14 protein-coding genes are annotated in these 20,118 nt (G+C 59.5%); 9 read left to right on the top strand and 5 right to left on the bottom strand.

The features are described from left to right. Nucleotides 1-17 precede the first annotated feature (17 nt). Together F3J08_RS08285 and F3J08_RS08280 are read left to right on the top strand one after the other, a co-directional pair. Nucleotides 18-1,025, top strand: coding sequence for a hypothetical protein (locus F3J08_RS08285; protein WP_023979737.1), 1,008 nt, complete (start codon nt 18-20; stop codon nt 1,023-1,025). Further along, nucleotides 1,022-1,873: a hypothetical protein gene (locus tag F3J08_RS08280; RefSeq protein ID WP_122038443.1), complete on the top strand. Its 852-nt coding sequence runs from the start codon at nt 1,022-1,024 to the stop codon at nt 1,871-1,873. The genes F3J08_RS08285 and F3J08_RS08280 overlap by 4 nt, the downstream gene beginning before the upstream one ends. A gap of 300 nt (nt 1,874-2,173) precedes the next feature. Here the strand turns inward: F3J08_RS08280 and F3J08_RS08275 are convergent, their stop codons facing one another. From F3J08_RS08275 to F3J08_RS08265, 3 genes are all read right to left on the bottom strand, one after another. Beyond that, on the bottom strand, nt 2,174-3,220 hold the full coding sequence (locus F3J08_RS08275; RefSeq protein WP_166929245.1) for an Ldh family oxidoreductase: 1,047 nt from the start codon (nt 3,218-3,220) through the stop codon (nt 2,174-2,176). Between the two features lie 11 nt (nt 3,221-3,231). Next, nucleotides 3,232-4,521, bottom strand: a complete 1,290-nt coding sequence (locus tag F3J08_RS08270) for a cation:dicarboxylate symporter family transporter (RefSeq protein WP_205206829.1) — start codon at nt 4,519-4,521, stop codon at nt 3,232-3,234. Nucleotides 4,522-4,586: 65 nt separating this feature from the next. Next, nucleotides 4,587-6,956, bottom strand: a complete 2,370-nt coding sequence (locus tag F3J08_RS08265) for a TonB-dependent receptor (protein WP_240149225.1) — start codon at nt 6,954-6,956, stop codon at nt 4,587-4,589. Between the two features lie 142 nt (nt 6,957-7,098). Between F3J08_RS08265 and F3J08_RS08260 the strand changes: the two genes are divergently transcribed. The 6 genes from F3J08_RS08260 to F3J08_RS08235 all read left to right on the top strand — a co-directional run bounded on the left by F3J08_RS08260 (nt 7,099) and on the right by F3J08_RS08235 (nt 15,320). Continuing rightward, nucleotides 7,099-7,881, top strand: a complete 783-nt coding sequence (locus tag F3J08_RS08260) for a GntR family transcriptional regulator (RefSeq protein WP_240149224.1) — start codon at nt 7,099-7,101, stop codon at nt 7,879-7,881. A gap of 149 nt (nt 7,882-8,030) precedes the next feature. Next, nucleotides 8,031-9,083, top strand: a complete 1,053-nt coding sequence (hemC, locus tag F3J08_RS08255; protein ID WP_166929243.1) for a hydroxymethylbilane synthase — start codon at nt 8,031-8,033, stop codon at nt 9,081-9,083. Between the two features lie 303 nt (nt 9,084-9,386). Continuing rightward, entirely contained in the window at nt 9,387-11,582 is a 2,196-nt protein-coding gene (gene katG, locus F3J08_RS08250) for a catalase/peroxidase HPI (protein ID WP_240149248.1), read from the top strand. Between the two features lie 138 nt (nt 11,583-11,720). After that, nucleotides 11,721-12,221, top strand: coding sequence for a pseudoazurin (locus tag F3J08_RS08245; protein WP_240149223.1), 501 nt, complete (start codon nt 11,721-11,723; stop codon nt 12,219-12,221). Nucleotides 12,222-12,264: 43 nt separating this feature from the next. Beyond that, nucleotides 12,265-12,822 (top strand): cytochrome b, encoded by a 558-nt coding sequence (locus tag F3J08_RS08240; protein WP_166929239.1) that lies wholly within the window; start codon nt 12,265-12,267, stop codon nt 12,820-12,822. 173 nt (nt 12,823-12,995) lie between these two features. After that, entirely contained in the window at nt 12,996-15,320 is a 2,325-nt protein-coding gene (locus tag F3J08_RS08235; RefSeq protein WP_166929237.1) for a TonB-dependent receptor, read from the top strand. Between the two features lie 50 nt (nt 15,321-15,370). On the opposite strand, the gene F3J08_RS08230 is transcribed toward F3J08_RS08235, so the two are convergent. Continuing rightward, complete coding sequence (locus F3J08_RS08230) at nt 15,371-16,756, bottom strand: S9 family peptidase (protein WP_166929236.1); 1,386 nt, start codon at nt 16,754-16,756, stop codon at nt 15,371-15,373. Between the two features lie 263 nt (nt 16,757-17,019). Then, nucleotides 17,020-18,666, bottom strand: a complete 1,647-nt coding sequence (gene pgm, locus F3J08_RS08225) for a phosphoglucomutase (alpha-D-glucose-1,6-bisphosphate-dependent) (RefSeq protein WP_166929234.1) — start codon at nt 18,664-18,666, stop codon at nt 17,020-17,022. Nucleotides 18,667-18,913: 247 nt separating this feature from the next. On the opposite strand from pgm, the gene F3J08_RS08220 reads away from it, so the two are divergent. Beyond that, entirely contained in the window at nt 18,914-20,101 is a 1,188-nt protein-coding gene (locus tag F3J08_RS08220; RefSeq protein WP_370458700.1) for an SMP-30/gluconolactonase/LRE family protein, read from the top strand. Nucleotides 20,102-20,118: the final 17 nt, after the last annotated feature.

The raw sequence follows: 20,118 nt of genomic DNA, 5'->3' as shown, positions 1-20,118 counted from the left end.
AAGAGGAAGTCTCTCTCATGTCACGTCTTGAACAACTCTACAGCCATCTTCCCGATGCGCCGTCAGACAAGACCCTGGCCAAGGCCGATTTCGAAGCCCGTCACTGGAGCAGCGCCATTCCAGGCCCGCTCAAGCCGGGCACCGAGGAACACAAGCGCGCCGTGGCCGACATGTTCAGGGAGACTTTCAACCCTTACAAGCCTTCGGTCATCGAGTGGCCCAAGCTCGACCCGCAGACCCTGCATCGCATCACCTCGCTGCCGATCTGGGATATCGCTGTGCAGACCGAAGGCAAGGCACGCCTGCGCATGGCGGCCTATGCCGACATGATCGATGATCCCGACATGAAAGACGCCCTGCGTCGCAATGCCTGGGAGGAGAACCGCCACAAGGAGGTGCTCTCCAAGCTCGTTGAAGCCTACAACATTCCGATGGCCCCCGAGCCGCCCTATATCGAGCCGAAAGACACCGAGTGGGCGTATCTCGTGACCGGTTTCTCGGAGTGTGTGGACAGCTTCTTTGCGTTCGGCCTGTTTGCCCTTGCCGAGCGTGCCGGTCTGTTCCCCATGGAACTGATCGAGACGTTCGAGCCTGTGATGCAGGAAGAGTGTCGCCATATCCTGCTTTTCGCCAACTGGCTGGCCTGGCATCGCGCCACCATGCCGTGGTGGAAGCGCCCTGTTTTTGAAGCGCGTGTTCTGGGTGTCTGGGCGTTCCTCGCCTATGAGCGCATGGATCTGGCCCGTTCGATCGATGCCGAGGGCAACGAGCACACGCAGGACAACAATTTCACCGTGACCGGCGCCAAGGATATGACGGACATGGACATCAAGGTGCCAGAGCTGATGCAGCTCTGCCTTGATGAAAATGACCGCCGCTTCTCCGGTTACGACCACCGTCTGCTGCGTCCCACTACGACCCCGACACTCGTCAAGACCGGGCTGGCTGCCTATCGTCTGTGGGGAAAAGCATCGGGGGCCGTACGCGCCCGCCTCGGGCATAAGGAGCAGCACGCGCCTGCATGAGTGTGATTGAGCCGGGGTCAGAAGCCCATAAGCATTATTTCTGTCAGCAGTTTATCGATACGCATCAGGTTTTCGACCCGGAAACCCTGCCGTGGCCCGAGCTGACAGAGGAGGAGCTGACCCGGCTCCGCGCCGTACCGTTCTGGCAGGAGGTGTATCACACCGAGCGCCGGGCCGGCGCAATTGTCGATGCCTTCACTCCCCAGATCATCGATCCCGAGGTCAAGGAGGCGGTACGGCTACAGGGCTATGAAGAGGCCCGCCACGCCGATCTGATCCGCGTCATGATCGAACGATACGGTCTGGACGCGCGCAAGCAGCCGCTTGAGACATTCCCTGCCGATCTCGAAACAGCCTTCATCGATTTTGGCTTTGGCGAGTGCCTTGACGCTTTTCTGGGTTTCGGGGCTTTCAAAAGCGCCCGTCAATCACAGTTTCTGCCCGAAAAGATGTTCGAGATTTTCGACATCCTGATGTTCGAGGAAACGCGGCATATCGTTTTCTTCATCAATTATATGGCGTGGCGAGAAAAGCGCCGTGGTCTTGGCCGTGCGAGGCGTTCCGTCAAATCGCTGCGTTTCTACATACGCGCGCTGAGCCGACTGCTTGGGATGGTGAAACGCGGGCAGGAGCCTAATGACGGGCGGGATTTCGCGGTGACCCAGACCAATCTCTTTCTCGATGGTTTCTCGTTCCGGGGTTTTGTCGAGGATTGCTATCGCGAGAACGCGCGACGCATGACAGCCTTTGATCCTGGCCTGATGCAGCCCCGGCTATTGCCCGGCATTGCTGATATGGCTCTGCGCGGACTGCGTTTGTGGGACAAGGGGCGACGGCTTAAAGGTTGATGGCGATTTCTAGTCTGCCGCGCGTCAGAGAAAGGTTTCGTCCTATCTTCTGCTCAGGGGCAATCGTTCTTTGAAGCCCCGACTGGCCAGACTGAGAAACGCGGTGTGTCGCCATCTTGATGAATGGGGGCTGGGTTTGCGGAGGTAAGGCGTCCCGATGTAAGGCTTCGCCCTATCTCGCCCAATGACAATCACCCCCTGAATATCTGATTGAGCGAGTCAGGAATCCCGGTGGATTGCTGCTGACCGCACACAAGACAAACCCGTGCATGCATGAAGCCAGCAGCAAAAAATCGTGCCTTATGCCTTGGCTCCGATCAGATCGAGAAGGCGCTCCGTATCCGGGTCAACCGGGATGCCAAGATCAGAGCGGAGATCGGCTTCTTCCCACTCCTTGTCTCCCGGTGCACAGACCGGTACCCCCGGCTCCGCTGCGGGTGAGGCCCGTAGAAGGTCGAGATAGTCCCTCATTCCGGCTTCAAAGGCGTCTTGTCCTATGAAGCGGTTCGGGTCGAAAGCCACCATGATATGACCGACGTTTTGCGGCTTGTGGCCTTCCTGAGCGGCAGCCGTCGAGGTCATGATGGGATCAGGGTCCGCTCCCGAGAGAACGGCTGAAAGGATTGTGACCATACCCGCCAGAGCCGCGCCCTTATGGCCATAGGCCATGCCTCCCAGAGGTTGCAGGAAGCGCGCCTGATTGGCGTCCAGTGTGGGGTGCCCCTCTTCATTCAAAGCAACTTCCGGTGGCAGGGGCAGGCCGAGGCTGCGATAAAGCTTCACCCGGTTGAAGGGAATGGACGATGTTGCCATGTCGAGCAGCCAGGGACGCCTGTCCCGCACGGGGGCCGCCATGGCGATGGGATTTGTGCCGTGGAACGGTGCCCGTCCGCCGGAGAGTGCCACAGCAGGATCGGAATTGCTCAGGACGAGCGACACAAAACCCTGCTCGGCAGCTGCCAGCGCGTAGGCTCCGCCAGCGCCATAATGGGTGGAGTGATGTACGGTGACGGCCCCAATGCCCGCGTGGCGTGCCAGCGTGATCGCCTCGTCCATGGCCTCATAGGATGCAGCATGGGCAAGTCCGAAATCGGCGTCCAGACGGCCGGTTGCCGGTGCTGTCTGGGTAAAGGTGCGTTGGGGCTGTGTGTTGACGCCCCCTCTTTTCAGCATGTCGACATAGTAGCCGATCAGTCGTACGCCGTGACTGTCTGTCCCAAGGCGTGAGGCATGCATCATGGCGCGCACGGTCTGGGAAGCATCCTCCGGCCGTGCACCGGCAGCGACGAGTTTTGCCTGACAGGCTTCGGCCAGACGAGGGGCCGGATAACGATTGGCAGTGTCCATGAGATCCCGTTTCATCGGTTATGTGTGCCGAGCATCTTGTGTGCCCGTTCGCGGTCCAGCGCGCCCTGCCATGCTGCAAGAACAACCGGCGCAACGCAATTGCCTGCAAGGTTGCCTACCGCCCGGGCAATACCGCTAAACCAGTCGACGGCAATCAGCAGGACAAGACTCGAAAGCGGGATGGATGGTGCGGCGGCAAGGGTTGCCGCCAGCACGACGATGGCAATTCCCGGCACGCCATGTGCACCCTTCGACGTGATGAGGGCCGTCGCCAGCATTGATAGAATCTGTGTGAGCGTAAGAGGCGTGTGGGTGACTTCGGCCAGAAAGACCACCGCAAAACCAAGATAGATCGACAGGGCATCAAGGTTGAGAGAATAGCCTGCCGGAACGACAAGCCCCACCACCTGTCGGGAAATGCCCATGGCTTCAAGCTTGGTCATGATGCTGGGCAGCACGGAATCCGAGCTTGTCGTGGCGGTGACGATCAGGATTTCCTCACGGAAATAACGCGCAAAATGCAGAGGGTTGATTTTGCAAAAAGCCAGCAGCCCACCCAGGATGAAGATGATGAAGAAAGCGATGGCGGTGAAGTAGAGGATGACGAACACCGCCAGGTGATCGATGGCATCAAGCCCGTATTCCGCCACCGTCATCGCCACAGCGCCAAACACCCCAAGCGGCGCTGTCATGATGATCACACGCATCATGCGTGAGAAGAGTGAGGAGAAACTCTCGATCAGGCGCGTCACCGGAGCCCCTGCTTCGCCAAGTCGCGACAGGCAGCAGCCAAGTAGTACGGCGAAAAACAGGATCTGAAGAATATTGCCTTCAGCAAAAGCGGCCACAGGGGAGCGGGGAATGAGGTTGAGAATGAACCCCGTTATGCCCTGACCGTGCAACGCATGGGCATTGGCGGCATAGCTGGCAACGGCGTGCGCATCTTCGGGGCTGGGCGTGTAGCTCATGCCGCGCCCCGGATGGAGCAGGAGTGCCGCCCCGACCGAAAGCAGCAGGACCAGTGTGGTCATGGCCTCGAAATAGATGAGCGCCCGGCTGCCGAGTTTCCCCACGGCGCCCAGAGATCCAGCGCCGGTGATGCCGCTCACGACAATGCAGAATAGAAGCGGCCCCACAATCATCAGGATCAGGCGCAGGAAGAGATCGGTCAGCCACCGGCATTGATGGGCGAGCTGGGGCGCAAACAGACCGAGCGCTATGCCGGCCAGCGTGGCGATAATGACCTGAACGAAGATACCGGGGCGATAACGGGCGGATCGTTTCAGGTCATGGGTGCTCAAATCGGCTCTCCGGTCGGGTGGGGTGGGGCAGAGTGCCCCACCTCAGGGGTGGTCGTATCGTGCGATCAATAGGTTACGTTGATCTTCGCACCGACGAAACGGGGCAGGCCGGGAATGACGCCATAGAACGTTGCCTGCGTACCGCCTGACAGCCAGTAGCGCCGGTCGGCCAGATTCTGCCCATAAACAGTGAGCGACCAGTGTTGCTTGGGCGCCGCAAAGGTCAGGAAGGAGTTGAGCAGGAAATAGGCCGGTGCACGATAGATGCCGCCATCGCCAATATGCTGCGGCTGTGTCTGGGCGCCACGATAGTTGTAATCGACGTCGAAACTCATGCGATAATCGGCAAATACGTTCCAGCTATACACGGCAGCGCCAGACAGGGTGAGGTTGGCAAGCCCCATATTGTAGCCATTGTAGTTGGTATAGACGGGCGACCAGACACCGGTAGAAGCAAATTGTGCCGTGGTGGCGCTGCGATTCAGGCTCTGGAACTGGGTGTACACACCATTCTGGTACCCAAAATTCTGGGTGAGCACGAGCCCGTGAAACGGATGGGCCTCCATGTCGAATTCGGCACCGTAGATATAGGAGCGCGGGGCGTTTACATAGCCACCCAGCACGCCGTAGGGGGGCACCAGGATACTGCCAAGGATCTGCTGGTCGCGGTAATCATAATAGAACCCGGCCGCATTGAAGCGCAGGCGGCGGTTGAACAGCATGGATTTGAAGCCGCCCTCATAGGTGAGCACGGATTCAGGCTTGAAGGGGCGAAGCTGGTTGGCGTTCTGGGTGATATTGGCCGAGAAGCCGCCGGGCTTGAACCCTTTGGAGAAGATGGCATAGCCCATGATATTGGGCGTCACCTGATACTGCGCCCCGACGCGGCCGCCGAACTGGTTGGTGAGCGCGCCCGAATTACCGAAATTGGTTTGCGAGGTGGCGAGTCCGGTATTCAGATTGACGTTGGTGCTCGTCAGATTGAGCATCTGGCGGTCGTCGGAATCGTGGTTGATCGCGCCGATCAGCGTGAGCTTGGGCAGGACGCGGTAGCTGAGCTGCACGTACTGGTTGAAGTTCTGCTGGTTCTGACGATAGGACGTCTCGTTCAGCGGCGTGGTGCCGGGACGATCGGAGCTGTCGTACCAGAAGCTCTGTGCCATGCGCGAGCGGCTGTAATACAGGCCGGTTTCCCAATGGAAGCGCGCTTTCGGGTCACGCGATTCCAGCTTTACTTCCTGAGAAAACACATTGGTCTGGTTGTTGCGGAACATGTTGCCATAGGATTTGACCGAGTTGGTCTGGTTCGTCAGCTCATGTTCGTCAACCATCTCATAGGCGCTTTGTGACCACAGACGTGCCCAGTTGAATTCCTTGGTGTAGCGCACATTCGCGCCCCAGAAGAGATTATCCTCACGCGGCTTCGTGTTGTTTGGGTTGATGCCAATGATCTTGGCAAAACGTGGATCGAGACCCCATGCCGTCTGGTAGATATCCCCCGTGATGGGCACACCATAGGAATTATAGAGATTGTGACCCGAGGAGGATTCCGACTGGTCGGTTGTCCAATGGCCCCCGATATCAAGGCGCGAGGTCTCATCAATCTTCCAGCGCAGTTTGCCACGCAGCGCGCCGATATTGCTGTTGCCGTACCCTGTGCCCTGCGCATTGCGCTGAAAGCCGCCACCCGTGAGGGACTGCCCGGCAATGCGATAGGACACGCTTTTTGACAGTGGCCCCGAAACGAAGCCCTCGACGCGATTGCGCCCGTAGCTGGCGATATCCTCCGTCAGGCCGGCATGAAATTGCTGCGTCGGATCGCCCGTGTGGAAGTTGATCTCGCCGCCGGTGGTGGGCTGACCATGGGTGAAGCCCGAGGCACCAGGGGCGACGGACACGTCATCCATATCGAACAGGATACCGGTGGTCATGATGCTGACCGGATAGGCGATGCCATCGACATAGGGCATGACCGAAGGCGTATTATTCTGGGTAAAATCCATCAGCCCCACGCCACGCAGGGCGAAATTGAGGGCGGCGCTGCCAAAGCTCGGCTGGATGGTCAGGTTGGGTGCCACGCGCACGATATCTGTCAGCTGCCGAACGTTCCGGTTCTGCAATTCCTGACGGGACAGAACGGTTTCGGAATGAGCATCATGCTGGCCTGCACTGGTCACGCCACGCCGCGCCGAGACATGCACGGTTTCGCTGCTACCCGCGAGGGATGACGGGCGACGGCTACCTGCCTGACGATGCACATTTGCCTTGCTGGACTTGCTGTGCAGCGCCGGTTTTGCGCTCTGGCCAGCAGCGTTGGCCGGGCTGATCCAGGCTGTCGCGCTCATCAACAGGGGACATGCTGCAAACGTCGTGACGAGAAGCGTGGCACGACACGAGAAGGGGCGGGCAGGGCGTGATGTCGCAAGGGGTGGCATCTATGACTCCGGGCATCAGGATGGCAGGCAGCGGCTCGATGGGGAACTTCTTGTATACCAATTAGAATACAATTGTGTTCAATTCAACTTCGGAATGAAAAAAAGAGCGGGAACCGTTTCATTTCGTATCCTCACCGAGTGGATGGCGGTGACCTGCGTGCCGGTGCTTGCCCAAGTCCGGGGAGATGGGCATAAAACGGGGATGCTCTACGAAAACAGGCTTCCTGAAGACAGGTCCTATGAGAAAAGCGAACCGGAACGTGCCAGCGGGCTCGTGATCGAGGAAAAGATCATTCGCGCCGTTCTTTCGGGGCGGATCGCGCCTGGCGAACGTTTCGGTGAGAAAGAGGTCGGAGAGATCTTCGGCGTCTCGCGCACGATGGTGCGTGAGGCCATGATCAGGCTTAGCTCACGCGGTCTGGTGGATGTCACGCCGCGCCGCGGCTGGTTTGTGATCGAGCCCAGCGTGGCGGAAGCCCGGGAGGTGATCGAGGCGCGTCGTGCGGTCGAATCAGGGCTGATTCTGGATCACGGTCTCGTAGGGCCGGAGGCGATTGCCCGGCTTCGCAGCCATCTCGTTGCGCAGCAGAGTGCGATTGAAGGGCAGGATCTGGCGCGGCGCTCTTATCTGCTCGGGCATTTTCACGTTCATATTGCCGATGTGCTGGGCAATTCGGTCATTGCCAATATTCTTGAGAACCTCACAGCACGCACGGTGCTGATCGCTGCGCTCTACCAGTCGGATGAGGATGCCCAGCATTCCTGCCACGATCATGAAGCGCTGATTGTTGCGATGGAGCGTGGTGATCGTGATGAGGCGCTGCGTATCACGCGCGATCATCTGATCCACCTGGAAAAGGCGCTGCGTAATCGCGCTCGCAGCAACCGTCATGATCGCCTGCACGAGGCGCTGGCCGAGCCGTAACCCTGATGGCGTCGGGCTTGTCGGGCCTGATGCGCTTGCAGGCGCGTCTCGACAAGGTTGCCCGGCAAAGGCACAGATAGGTCAGACCTTTTACTGAGCACGATACAAACAATTACCTCTGTCAGGATTGCAGGGCTAAGCCCTTGGTCATGACGATCTCGCCAGTGCCTTTCCCGATTCTTGAGCCCAGTCAGGCTGCGACCCTTCCATCCGAGGTGCTTCGTCACCCTGTTTTCGGCAAGGATCTGCGCGTCGGCACGCGTGCATCGCCTCTGGCGCTGGTACAGACGCGCAGCTTCATGGCGCAACTAGGCGAGGCCTTTCCCTTCCTGGAAATCTTCGGCTCGGTGAAAGAGCATCCGATCTCGACCCGTGGTGACCGTGATCAGGCGCGGCGTCTGGCAGAGATCGGCGGCAAGGGGCTTTTTTCCCGTGAAATCCATGAAGCGCTCAGGGCGGGCGACATCGATTTTGCCGTGCATAGCCTCAAGGATCTGGAAACCTTTCTGCCGGACGATCTGATGCTGGGTTGCGTCCTGCGTCGTGAAGACCCCCGTGATGGGCTGGTTCTGCGTGATCGCGATGCTGTCCGCCCCGAGGGTGATCCACTGGACTGTCTGCCAAAAGGCGCCCTGATCGGCTGCGCTTCGGTACGGCGTCAGGCGCAGCTTCTCGCGCGCCGTCCCGATCTGCGTTTCTGCCTCATACGCGGCAATGTCCAGACGCGTCTGGCCAAGCTGGAGGCCGGGGCGTGCGACGCCACATTTCTGGCGCTCGCCGGGATGAAACGTCTGGGAATGGGGGCTCGGGTCGATGTGATTTTCGAACCTGACGATATGCTCCCGGCTTGTGGTCAGGGGATTATCGGCATCACCTTGCGCCGCCGTGATGCGGGTGCCCGCGCGCTCATGCCTGCTCTGGAGGACAGGCTAGCGCGTTATGCCGCAACGGCAGAGCGTGCATTGCTGGCCGGTCTGGACGGATCATGCCGGACGCCGGTGGGTGGTTATGCCACCATCGCCGGGCAGGTTCTGACCCTGCATGGGCTTGTGGCGTCTGAGGATGGTAGTTTCATGCTGCGTCGTTCCCTAAAAGGCAGCGTGGATGAGGCGGCCTTATTGGGAACTGAACTGGCCGGTATCCTGCGTCGTGATACACCAGCCCGGATATTCGATGCGTTGATTGGCCAACCCGGCTGGTAACACCCGTCCGAACTTTTCCTGATCTCTGATTACGGCGTGTCCTGTCTGGTGAGGCAGGGCATTTTTCGTTGTGGATAAACACGGCGAGAAAATTTTCTCGTCATGGCAATTACAGAATCAGGGTTTTTCCTGTCAGAGATATAGAGACAAACGGTTGGATCAATAAGAATGAAGTCCATAGGACAGAAACAACAGTAATGACCCGGAACAGGAGCGGGTCATTCGTGATTGTTCTGGAGTCTGGAAATGAGATTGCTGAAATTCGGTATGGCGGCCTTGATCGCAACCACAACCCTGACCGCCATGCCTCACGCGGCGCGGGCGGATGGGATCGAGAACCCGAATGAATTCTACTGGCCGACACGTCTGAACCTGTCGCCTTTGCGTGTGCATGACAGCGAGTCAAACCCCTATGGGCCGGATTTCGTCTATACGCGTGATTTCAGCAAGCTCGATCTGGCAGCCGTCAAGGCGGATATCCGCAAGACCCTGACCCAGTCTCAGCCCTGGTGGCCTGCCGATTACGGTACCTATGCCCCGTTCTTCGTTCGTATGGCCTGGCACGCAGCGGGCACCTATCGCGCCATGGACGGTCGAGGGGGTGAAGAGGGCGGCGAGCAGCGCTTTGAACAGCTGAATAGCTGGCCCGATAATGCGAGCCTCGACAAGGCGCGTCGCCTGCTGTGGCCAGTGAAGAAGAAATATGGCCGTGATCTCTCATGGGGCGATCTGATGGTGCTGACGGGTAATGTCGCGCTCGAATCCATGGGCTTCAAAACCCTTGGTTTCGCCGGCGGCCGTGCCGATGACTGGCAGAGCGAGCTGGTCTATTGGGGCCCCGGCACACAGTTCATGAGCTCGAACGTCGATTCACAGGTCAAGAAATCCAGCGTTGAGCCTGGGGGCCACCTGCCCAAGCCTTTGGCCTCGACCACCAAGGGCCTGATCTATGTAAATCCGGAAGGCCCGAATGGTGTGCCGGACCCGGCAGCTGCGGCACAGATGATCCGTCTCGCCTTTGGGCGCATGGCGATGAATGACGAGGAAACCGTTGCCCTGATTGCAGGCGGTCATACTTTCGGCAAGGCGCATGGTGCGGCCTCGGCCACCAAATGCGTGGGCGTGGCCCCTGCCGCGGCACCTGTCGAGCAGCAGGGTCTGGGCTGGGCCAATCACTGCGTACAAGGCAAGCTGAAGGCGACCGATGCCATCACCAGCGGGCTCGAGGGCGCATGGTCGGCTGATCCGATCCATTTCACCTCGCAATATCTCGACAATCTGCTGGGTCATGAATGGGTCAAGACCAAGAGCCCGGCCGGGGCCACGCAATGGGTCCCCAAGGACGCAGAGAACATCGTTCCGGATGCGAGCGATCCGAACAAGCTGCATCCGCTCATGATGTTCACGACCGATATCGCGCTGCGTACCGATCCGTCCTATCGCGCCATCATCACGCGCTGGGCCGCTCATCCCGAGCAGTTTGCCGATGCGTTCGCCCATGCGTGGTTCAAGTTGACCCATCGCGATATGGGGCCGAAATCGCGCTATTTCGGGCCAGAAGTCCCAGCGGCCGATTTCCTGTGGCAGGACCCGCTTCCGGCGGCACAGGGCGCAATGGTCAATGCGGCGGATATTCGCGAGCTGAAGAAGGCAATCGCGGCATCCGGGCTGACAGAGCGCGAGATGATCAAGACCGCCTGGGCCTCTGCCGCATCGTTCCGTGACTCCGATCATCGCGGCGGAGCCAATGGCGCCCGTATCCGTCTGGCGCCCGAGAATGACTGGGCCGTCAATGATCCGGCAGAGCTGAAATCCGTTCTGTCGAAGCTCGAGGCGGTGCAGCAGCATTTCAATGGCGGCGCGCATCATGGGCGCAAGGTGTCGCTGGCCGATGTGATCGTGCTGGCGGGCAATGTGGGTGTCGAGCAGGCGGCGCATAAAGCCGGTGTCGCGCTGGATCTGCCTTTTGCCCCAGGCCGTGTGGATGCCGGTCCCGAGCAGACGGATAAGCAGAGCTTTGCCCTGCTGGAACTCAGCGCCGATGCTTTCCGGAACTATTATCGCGCCGAGCCGGACGAGAAATCACCCACACAGATGCTCGTCGATCGTGCCAGCAATCTCTCGCTGAGCGTACCGGAAATGACTGTACTTCTGGGCGGCCTGCGTGTTCTGGACATCAATACCGGCCATTCCGCACAGGGTGTTCTGACTACGCGTCCCGGGACACTGAGCAACGACTTCTTTGTCAATCTGCTCGATATGTCCACGCGCTGGGAGAAGTCGACGCAGCCGGGCGTGTATGACGGGCTGGATCGTGAGACGAACAAGCCGCGCTGGACGGCCTCCTCGGTCGATCTGATCTTTGGTGCGAATGCTGAATTGCGTGCCGTTGTCGAGGTCTATGCCTCTGACGATGCCAAGGCGAAATTCGTGAAGGATTTCGCCAGCGCCTGGACCAAGGTCATGACGCTCGATCGCTTCGACCTGCACCGCCAGTAATGACCGCACACGGCCCCGTCTGGCATCCAGCCGGGGCCATGAGACAGGGGCCGCAAGACATGGGCTGCAGACAGGGGCCGTTCGCCGGATCCCTGCCAGATTGCCTCCTGCGCCTCTCACTTCGGGGAGACCATTCAAATGACCCGTCTTTTTTCACGCCTGATTGCCCCGCCGCAGGCTCTTCAGGCCTTTTTCCCCTCGTTCTTCATGGTTCTGACCGGTGCGACCCTGATCTGTGCCGCGTCGCTCAGCGTGGCTCATGCGGCGACGGTGGATGTCAGGATGCTGAGCCATGCGCCCGATGGCGGCCGTGGTTTTGATCCTGCCATCGTCCACATCCATGCGGGCGATACGGTACATTTCATCGCGGCCGACCCCGGCCATAATGTGCAGTCGATTCCCGGTATGCTGCCTGAGGGTGCGGCTCCATTCACCGGTCCCATGGGTCATGATCTGAACGTGACGTTCAGCAAGCCGGGCCTGTATGGTTATAAATGCCTGCCCCATTACTGGATGGGTATGGTGGGCATGGTCGTGGTCGACAAACCGGACAATGAAGCGGCGGCCAAGGCTGTGTCGCAGCCCGGTGCAGCGGCAATACGGTTCAGAAAGCTTTTCGACACGCTCGATCGAGGCTGACCCGATGGCGGTCAGGCTGGGTGGCAGGACGTATCATGCGTCAATGCGCGAAAGGCCACCGCACTACACCTTCGTGGCCATTCTGCTGCATTGGTGCCTCGCCCTGCTCGTGATCGGGCAGATCCTGCTCGGGTTTGCGATGGATCGTGCGGGGCTGCCTGACACAGCGGCGTTTTCGGTTTTCCAGATTCATCGCGCTCTGGGTGTGGTCATCCTGCTGCTGGTTGCGCTGCGCGTGATCTGGCGCCTCGGGCACAAGCCGCCACCCCATCCCCTCCGGACCAGCATCTGGCAGGCGCGGCTTGCCGATGCGGTGCATGGGGCGCTTTATGGTTTGCAGCTTCTTGCCCCTGTTTCGGGCTGGGCCCTGGCTTCCTGCGCAACGCTGGAACTGCCGCTCTCGATTTTCGGGTGGTTCGACTGGCCGCTTCTGCCTCTTGCTCACACGGACAGAAACGAAGCGGTTTTGCGTAACGTGCATCACGCTGTCGTCTGGAGTTTTGCGGCGCTGATCCTGCTGCATGGTCTGGCGGCGCTGTATCATCTGATCCGGCGCGACGGGATGGTGCGACGTATTCTGTTTGTCAGGTCAGATAAGTAGGTCATTCCTGCGCCAGTGACGCAGCAATGATTTATTGTTTATTTGTAAAATAAAATGTTGTTGTGAATCATGAATATTGTGTTGTCAAAACAATGAAATTTTTATAAACGGATATTGCTGGCGCATCTTATTTCATATCCCGGACCATCTTCCCGTAACCCTCGGATGGTCCGATGAAAAAATCGCTTCTGTTTGCCGTATCACTAATGTGTCTCGACAGCGTCCGTGCGCAGGCTGAGCCTAAACCTGCCAAACCTTCGCCCCGCCCCGTCATGGCAGTGAAACCTGTGGTGGCAGCAAAAGAAGAGCAGGTGAAAGTATCGGGGCGTCATCGTGAGGGCGGGGGTGGCATGATGGTGAAGCACCTTACCCCCAGGACAATCAGCACGCTCACGGCTGATTTCATCGAAAAACAATCGCCCATGTCCACGCCAACGGGTCTGATTGCCAATCTGCCGGGGGTGGTCGGATCGAGTCAGGGGCCACTGACGGCCTCCTTCGAATCCTTCCACATACGTGGTCTGGACCGGACGGAAATCGGGGTGACCTACGAGGGCATTCCGGCCGCCAATCCGTTTACCTACAGTGTTTACACCCCGTCGATGGTCGATACCGAAAACATGGGGTCGATTTCGGTCATGCAGGGTTCGGCAGACGTCAACGCTCCCGTCTACAATGCGGTCGGGGCGCAACTCTCGATGACATTACGCAAGCCTGCCACCCATCAGAACCTGTTCGCACAGGCATCTGGCGGGACACATAGCCTGAACAAGGAATTCGTGCGTTACGACACCGGTGAGATCGGTCATAGCGGGGTTTATGGTTTTGCCTCCGGGTCCTATTCGAGCGGCAATCTCTGGCGCGGGCCCGGATCGGTCAGCCGCTGGCATGTGGATGCCGCCCTGACCAAAAGCTGGAATACGCACAGCGATTCCGAAGCGATATTCGGCTATACCAAGTCCGATCAGACCTCGTGGCTTTATCCGACACTCGGCCAGTGGCGGACTTATGGTGTGGGGTACAATACCACGAAGGATCCGAGTTCGCCGGGCTTTTATGAAATCAACAAGCGCAATACCGGCACGGTTTTCGGCGCGCTCAAGAACCATTTCGGCTTCGATCATGGACTGTCGCTCGATGCCACAGCCTATGGGGTCGAATTCAACGGCCCCTATTTCTGGGGCGCCAATGTACCGGTTTCGGGCGGCTATATCGGCACACAGCGCTACGATCATCTCGATGGCTACGCGCCCTCATCGGCAACGCTCCGTACGGCTGTCCATCAGCCCTGGTTTACCTTGTCATCGGGGCTGAATCTGGTGGGAAGCTGGAAGCGTTCCTTCAATACTCTGAGCGTTTCCTACTGGTATTCCTACGCCAATGAATCCTCGAATCAGCGCTATTATCCGATCAATGCGCAGGGGCAGTGGACGCGCTCAACCGGCTATCTGACGGCGTTTGGCGGTATGCCGATCAATGAGGACCCCGAGAACGCCCTGCAACAGGCCAACACACTGGCGATCAATGACAAGGTGAGCCTCCTGAACGATCGTCTTGTGCTTGAGGCCGGGCTCAAGACGGCCATGTTCAACCGGCAGTACACGATGGATCTACCCGGTGCCACGCCCTATAAATCCGTGCGCAATGCGTTCATACCGGCCCCGCAATTTCTGGCGAGCTACCGATTCGATCAGGCCAGTCAGGTCTATATCAACGGCACGACAGGTTATCGTATGCCGAGCAGCCTGAACTCACAGGTTTCGATGTACAGCCATCTGAATGGGCAGCCCACTTCCACCCCGCTCGATCCCTATGAGCCGGAATACATGATCGGCGAGGAAATCGGTTATCGTTACAGCGGCGCGATGATGGCGAATATCGCCTATTTTCACTACAACATGACCCATCATCAGATCACGAGTGCAACCTATCAGCCTGGATCGACCAATATCGTGGCGCAGGTGATTGATGCTGGCGGGCAGGAAGCCAATGGCCTGCAGCTCGAACTTGCGACTCATCCCTGGCACCATCTGAGCGCCTATGCATCGGGTCAGTACATGATGACGCGTATCGGCAATAATATCGCCTATCAGGGGGATTATCTGCCCACCAAGGGCAAGCAGGAACCCGGCGCGCCGAAATTCCTTGCCACGATGGGACTGAGTTATGACGACGGAACCAATTTCGGGACCTTCAACCTGCGCTATTCGGACGCGCAATATGCCACATTGATGAACGATCAGAGCATCCCGTCCTATATGACGGCCGATATCTCGCTTGGTCGCAACCTGCCGAAATTCGGGCATGTGCTGCCCAAGCTCATGCTCAATCTCATCAATATCTCCGACCAGCATTATCTGTCCGGTGTCTATGGCTACACTGCCGCTGCCACAGCCCATCGCGGCGTTTATGGGAGTGGTCTGACAGGCTCCCAGCCGACCTATGACATCGGCTCCGGTTTCGCCGCGGTGGTAAGCCTGTCAGGCAATTACAATTGAGCCAAACAGGTATCTCGGGTTGCGGCGGTACGGCTGCGACCCGTTGCCTGTCATGGATGGGTTTGCGTCCTGATCCAGTCAGTCACCGCTTTCAGAGCGCTCGGGTCGATGTCGTTTTCGATCAGGGCGTATTCATTCACATCCCCCGTCCCGGCTTTCTGAAGCAGGTGATTGAGACCGGGGAACTCGACGATGCTGGCGTGCGGGTTGCGTGACAGGGCTTTTTGCAAGGCGGGCCGATGTACCTGCCTGTCCTTGCTGCCCAGGGTGGCCAGAACAGGACAGCTCACCTGCGACAGAGCCACGGCGGGATCGTAGCGGTCGTAAAAGCGTATGGCAGGCAGGGTGAGATCATGCAGACTGTCCGGCAGGCCGGATTGCGTCCCGTTCAGGCGGTTCCATGCACTGTTCGCAGCTTGCTCGGCGGCTTTCTGGGATTGCTGTGGTGTCATGGCGTCGAGCACCGTTTCAAACAAAACATCGCTCTGACGGGAAACAGCGTCCGGCACATGCCGGGCCGCAGCAGCCCAGTGTCTCTGGGCGAGCATGATCTGTCGCCCCGGTACGGCCGGGGCTTCCAGCATGACGATAAAACTGATCTGTCGATCACGGGCAGCAATCATCGCCGCGATGACGCCGCCCTCACTATGGCCCATGAGGCCGGTTCTTTGCGGATCGATATCGTGGCGATGGCGCATGAAGCGAAGTGCAGCAGCGATATCCGAGGCGAAATCTTCTGTGGTGGCGGTCGTGACTGGGCCGGTCGAACCCCCTCTCTGTCTGTCATCCAGACGCAGGACAGCGATGCCCTGACGGGTGAGCGTGTCGGCCCAGAGCAGGAAGGGCTTATGCCCTGCGATCGTCTCGTCGCGGTCCTGCAACCCTGAGCCGGTAATGAGGATGACAGCCGGGAAGGGGCCCTTGCCCTGAGGCAAGGTCAGTGTGCCGGTAAGATGGGACGGTCCGGATGGATTATCGAAAGCGACATCTTCGCTGCGATAGGGGAAAGGGGGGTGCGGTGTCTGCGGTCGCGAAGGCGCCGCACTTTCGGCTGCCGCTGCCATGCCGGTCGCTCGGGCCATGCGCAGGGGAAAGGAGGACGCTCCCTGTGACCATGTCCCCGCAAGAATATTGTCCGGTCCGCTCAGGGTGCCAACATAGCGGGCGGAAAGTCCGGGCAGGTCCAGGGTGAGTGTCTGCCCTTCCAGCGTGGCACGTTGTACAGGCAGGCCAAAAGCAGATTGCGCGGGGCTGTCGAGTGTGGCTGACCACTCGCCTTGTGGTGCGCCAGCCCGCGGCGAGAGGTGTAGCACAAGTGGAAGGGACTGCCCCTGGGGCAGGGCAAGGGTGCCCTGCCAGTCGCCGGCAGGCGTGGGGGGCGCCGCAAGGGCTGTGCCCATGCCGCAGAGCGTCAGAATAAGTCTTGCCAGCGCCATGACCTGAATACTCCATGCCCGAACCCGGCCGATGGCAAAGCCCGCCGGCACAGGTCATATCATGGAGCGATCAAGGTCTGATGCAACGCGTTTTCCGACAGGGTGGGGGTGCGTCACGGGCTTATGAAGCCAGAGCCATCGTGACACCGGGGCAGGAATCGAGGGTAGGGGCGGAGGCGTTGAGAGCCAGCCCCCAACGCCCGATATCGAACGGGCTGGGCCCTCCCCGGTCTGAGGGTCAGGACCGGAGAGGGGGAGAGGCTTCAGGCGTCGAACAGGGCCGAGATGGCGTTCTGGGCGTCTTTCTGGATCTGCTTCAGGTGATCCTCGCTCACGAAGCTTTCGGCATAGATCTTGTAGACATCCTCGGTGCCGGACGGGCGGGCAGCGAACCAGCCATTTTCTGTCGTGACTTTCAGTCCCCCAATCGGCGCATCATTGCCGGGCGCACGGGTCAGCTTGGCCAGAACCGCGTCACCGGCCAGATGGGTCATGGGAAGCTGTTCCGGCGTCAGCTTGGAGAGAATGGCTTTTTGCGCGGCGTTCGCTGCGGCATCGATGCGCTGATAGAAGGGAGCGCCGAGCTCCGCCGTCAGGGCCTTGTAATGCTCGGACGGGGTCTTGCCGGTAACCGCCGTAATTTCGGCGGCCAACAGCCCGAGGATGAGCCCGTCCTTGTCGGTGGACCAGACGCTGCCATCGCGACGAAGGAACGACGCGCCGGCGCTTTCCTCGCCACCGAAACCGAGGGTGCCGTTATAGAGCCCGTCCACGAACCATTTGAAGCCAACCGGAACCTCGACCACCTTGCGGCCGATCTTGGTGGCCACGCGGTCGATCAGGGCCGAGCTGACCAGCGTCTTGCCGATGCCGGCATCCTGGCTCCATCCGGGGCGGTTGTTGAACAGGTACCAGATGGCGACGGCCAGATAATGGTTCGGGTTCATCAGCCCGTCGGGACGCGAGACGATGCCATGGCGATCGGCATCGGTATCGGTCGCAAAAGCCACATCGAACTGCGAGCCCATGCCGATCAGACGGGCCATGGCGTAGGGGGAGGAGCAATCCATGCGGATCTGTCCATCCCAGTCAGCCGTCATGAAACCGAAGGTCGGGTCGAGTTCGGTGCTGACAATCGTGGCCTTGAGGTCATAGCGCTTGATGATGGCTGGCCAGTAATCCAGCGCCGCCCCACCCAGCGGGTCGATGCCGATGCGGATGGTAGAGTTGCGGATGGCCTCCATGTCGATCACGGCACCCAGATCATCCACATAAGGCGTGATGAAATCATGGCCGCGCACACAATCGGCCTTGCGCGCCTCCTCATAGGGCAGGCGGTGCACGTCCTTGAGCCCTGCGGTCAGGAAGGCGTTGGCCTGATCCTGGATCACCTTGGTGATGTCGGTGTCGGCCGGGCCACCATGAGGGGGATTGTATTTGAAGCCGCCATCGATGGGCGGATTATGCGAAGGCGTGATGACCACACCATCGGCCAGACCTTCGCTGCGTCCCCTGTTGTAGGTCAGGATGGCATGCGAGACGACAGGTGTGGGGGTGAAGCGGCTGTTGCAGTCGATGCGGACTTCCACACCGTGCGCGGCAAAGACCTCGATGGCGGAGCGCTGTGCCGGGTCGGACAGCGCATGGGAGTCGATGCCGATGAAAAGCGGCCCCGTAATACCCTTGTCCTTGCGGTAGCGGCAGATGGCTTCCGCAATGGCGAGGATGTGGTTCTCGTTGAAGCTGGTATGGAGCGACGACCCACGATGACCTGACGTGCCGAAGGATACGCGCTGCGCGGCAATGGCCGGGTCAGGCTTGCGGTTGTAGTAAGCCCCGATGAGCGCCGGAATATCGGCGAGGGCGGAGGGGTCCAGCGTCTTGCCGGCGAGAGGGCTGACAGCAGTCATGGGTATCCGGGTCCTTGATCTTGCAGACGGTTTTGACCTTTTCAGGTGACACCGCCCAATGGCACCGAGTCAATGCGGCGAAAGCCACACCTAGGCACTTCACATGGCCGTTATGAGGCAGGCGAGACACGGATCGGGCAATAAAGGGTACTGACAATAACTTGATACAAAACTGTTCCCGTCCGGATTACGATGCGGAACGTTCCTGGCATGGCAACAGGAATGATAACGCTCACAGGACGATATGATGGAACTCAAGATGCCCCTCGCTCGCCGAGGGTTTCTGACGACGGCGCTGGGTGGCGCTGTCTGCGCTGCCCTGCCGGCACGCGCCGCTACGGATGTCACGGCATCACCGCCGAGCGTGATCAGCCAGCCGCCACGTCAATGGGGAGCGTCGGCGGGACCGGCCTATTTCCCGGACCCGGATGTGATCGCGCTCGATCCGTCCTTCAGTAACCTCACCTATTTCGCAGCCCCCATACGCCGCATCTATGACAAGGGCGACTGGACCGAGGGGCCAGCATGGAGCAGCGAGGGGCGTTATCTGGTTTTCAGTGACGTCGTGCAGTCCAAGGCACTGCGCTATATCTGGGAGACGGGCGAAGTCACCGAGTTCCGTCCTGACAGTTATGCAGCCAACGGTAACTGCTTCGATTTCCAGGGGCGGTTGATCACCTGTCAGGACTTCTTCCGTCGCGTCGTTCGTTTCGAGCATGATGGCAGCGTGACCGTGCTTGCCGATAAATTCGAGGGCAAGGGCCTCAACTCGCCCAACGATGTTGTACCGCATCCCGATGGCAGCATCTGGTTTACCGATCCGGGCTATGGAACCAACATCTCCGAAGGTCATGCCGATGAACCGGGCGGCCCGACCAATCCTGATGGCAAGATCAAGTGGAAGATCGGTCGTGAGCTGATTGGCGAGATTGGCGGTGTCAGGCGCCAGCAGGATCACGTGTTCCGCCTCGCCCCGGATGGTACGCTCAAGGCTGTGCTGCTGGAAAAGGACGTGACCTGCCCGAATGGTCTGGCCTTCTCCCCCGATTTCAAGAAGCTCTATATCGCCTCGACCCCGGCTGGGCCGGGTCAGAAAAAGGGTGGTGACCAGGCTATTCACGTGTTCGATGTGCAGGGTGACAGTCTGGCCAATGGGCGTGTTTTTGCTGACATGCGCTTTCATGGCGCGCAGATGAATCCTGACGGGTTCAGGGCCGATGTTTTCGGCAATCTGTGGTGTGGCGTGACAGGGCCGCTCGGTCTGTGCGGTGTGTTCGTCTTCAGCCCGCAGGGCGTGCTGCTCGGCCGTATTCGCCTGCCGCAGGGATGCTCGAACCTGACCTTTGCCGGTCCGAAGCGCGACCATATCGTGATGTGCGCGGGAAGCGCGCTTTATATGCTTCAGGTGGGTGTGCAGGGTGCCGCTTCGTCCTGAGTCATTACACGGCCCGT

It is taken from the genome of Asaia sp. As-1742, from assembly GCF_011753235.1.
Classification (GTDB): domain Bacteria; phylum Pseudomonadota; class Alphaproteobacteria; order Acetobacterales; family Acetobacteraceae; genus Asaia; species Asaia bogorensis_B.
The sequence above is the reverse complement of the archived record's forward strand: the minus strand, read 5'-3'. Positions and strand labels throughout refer to the sequence as shown.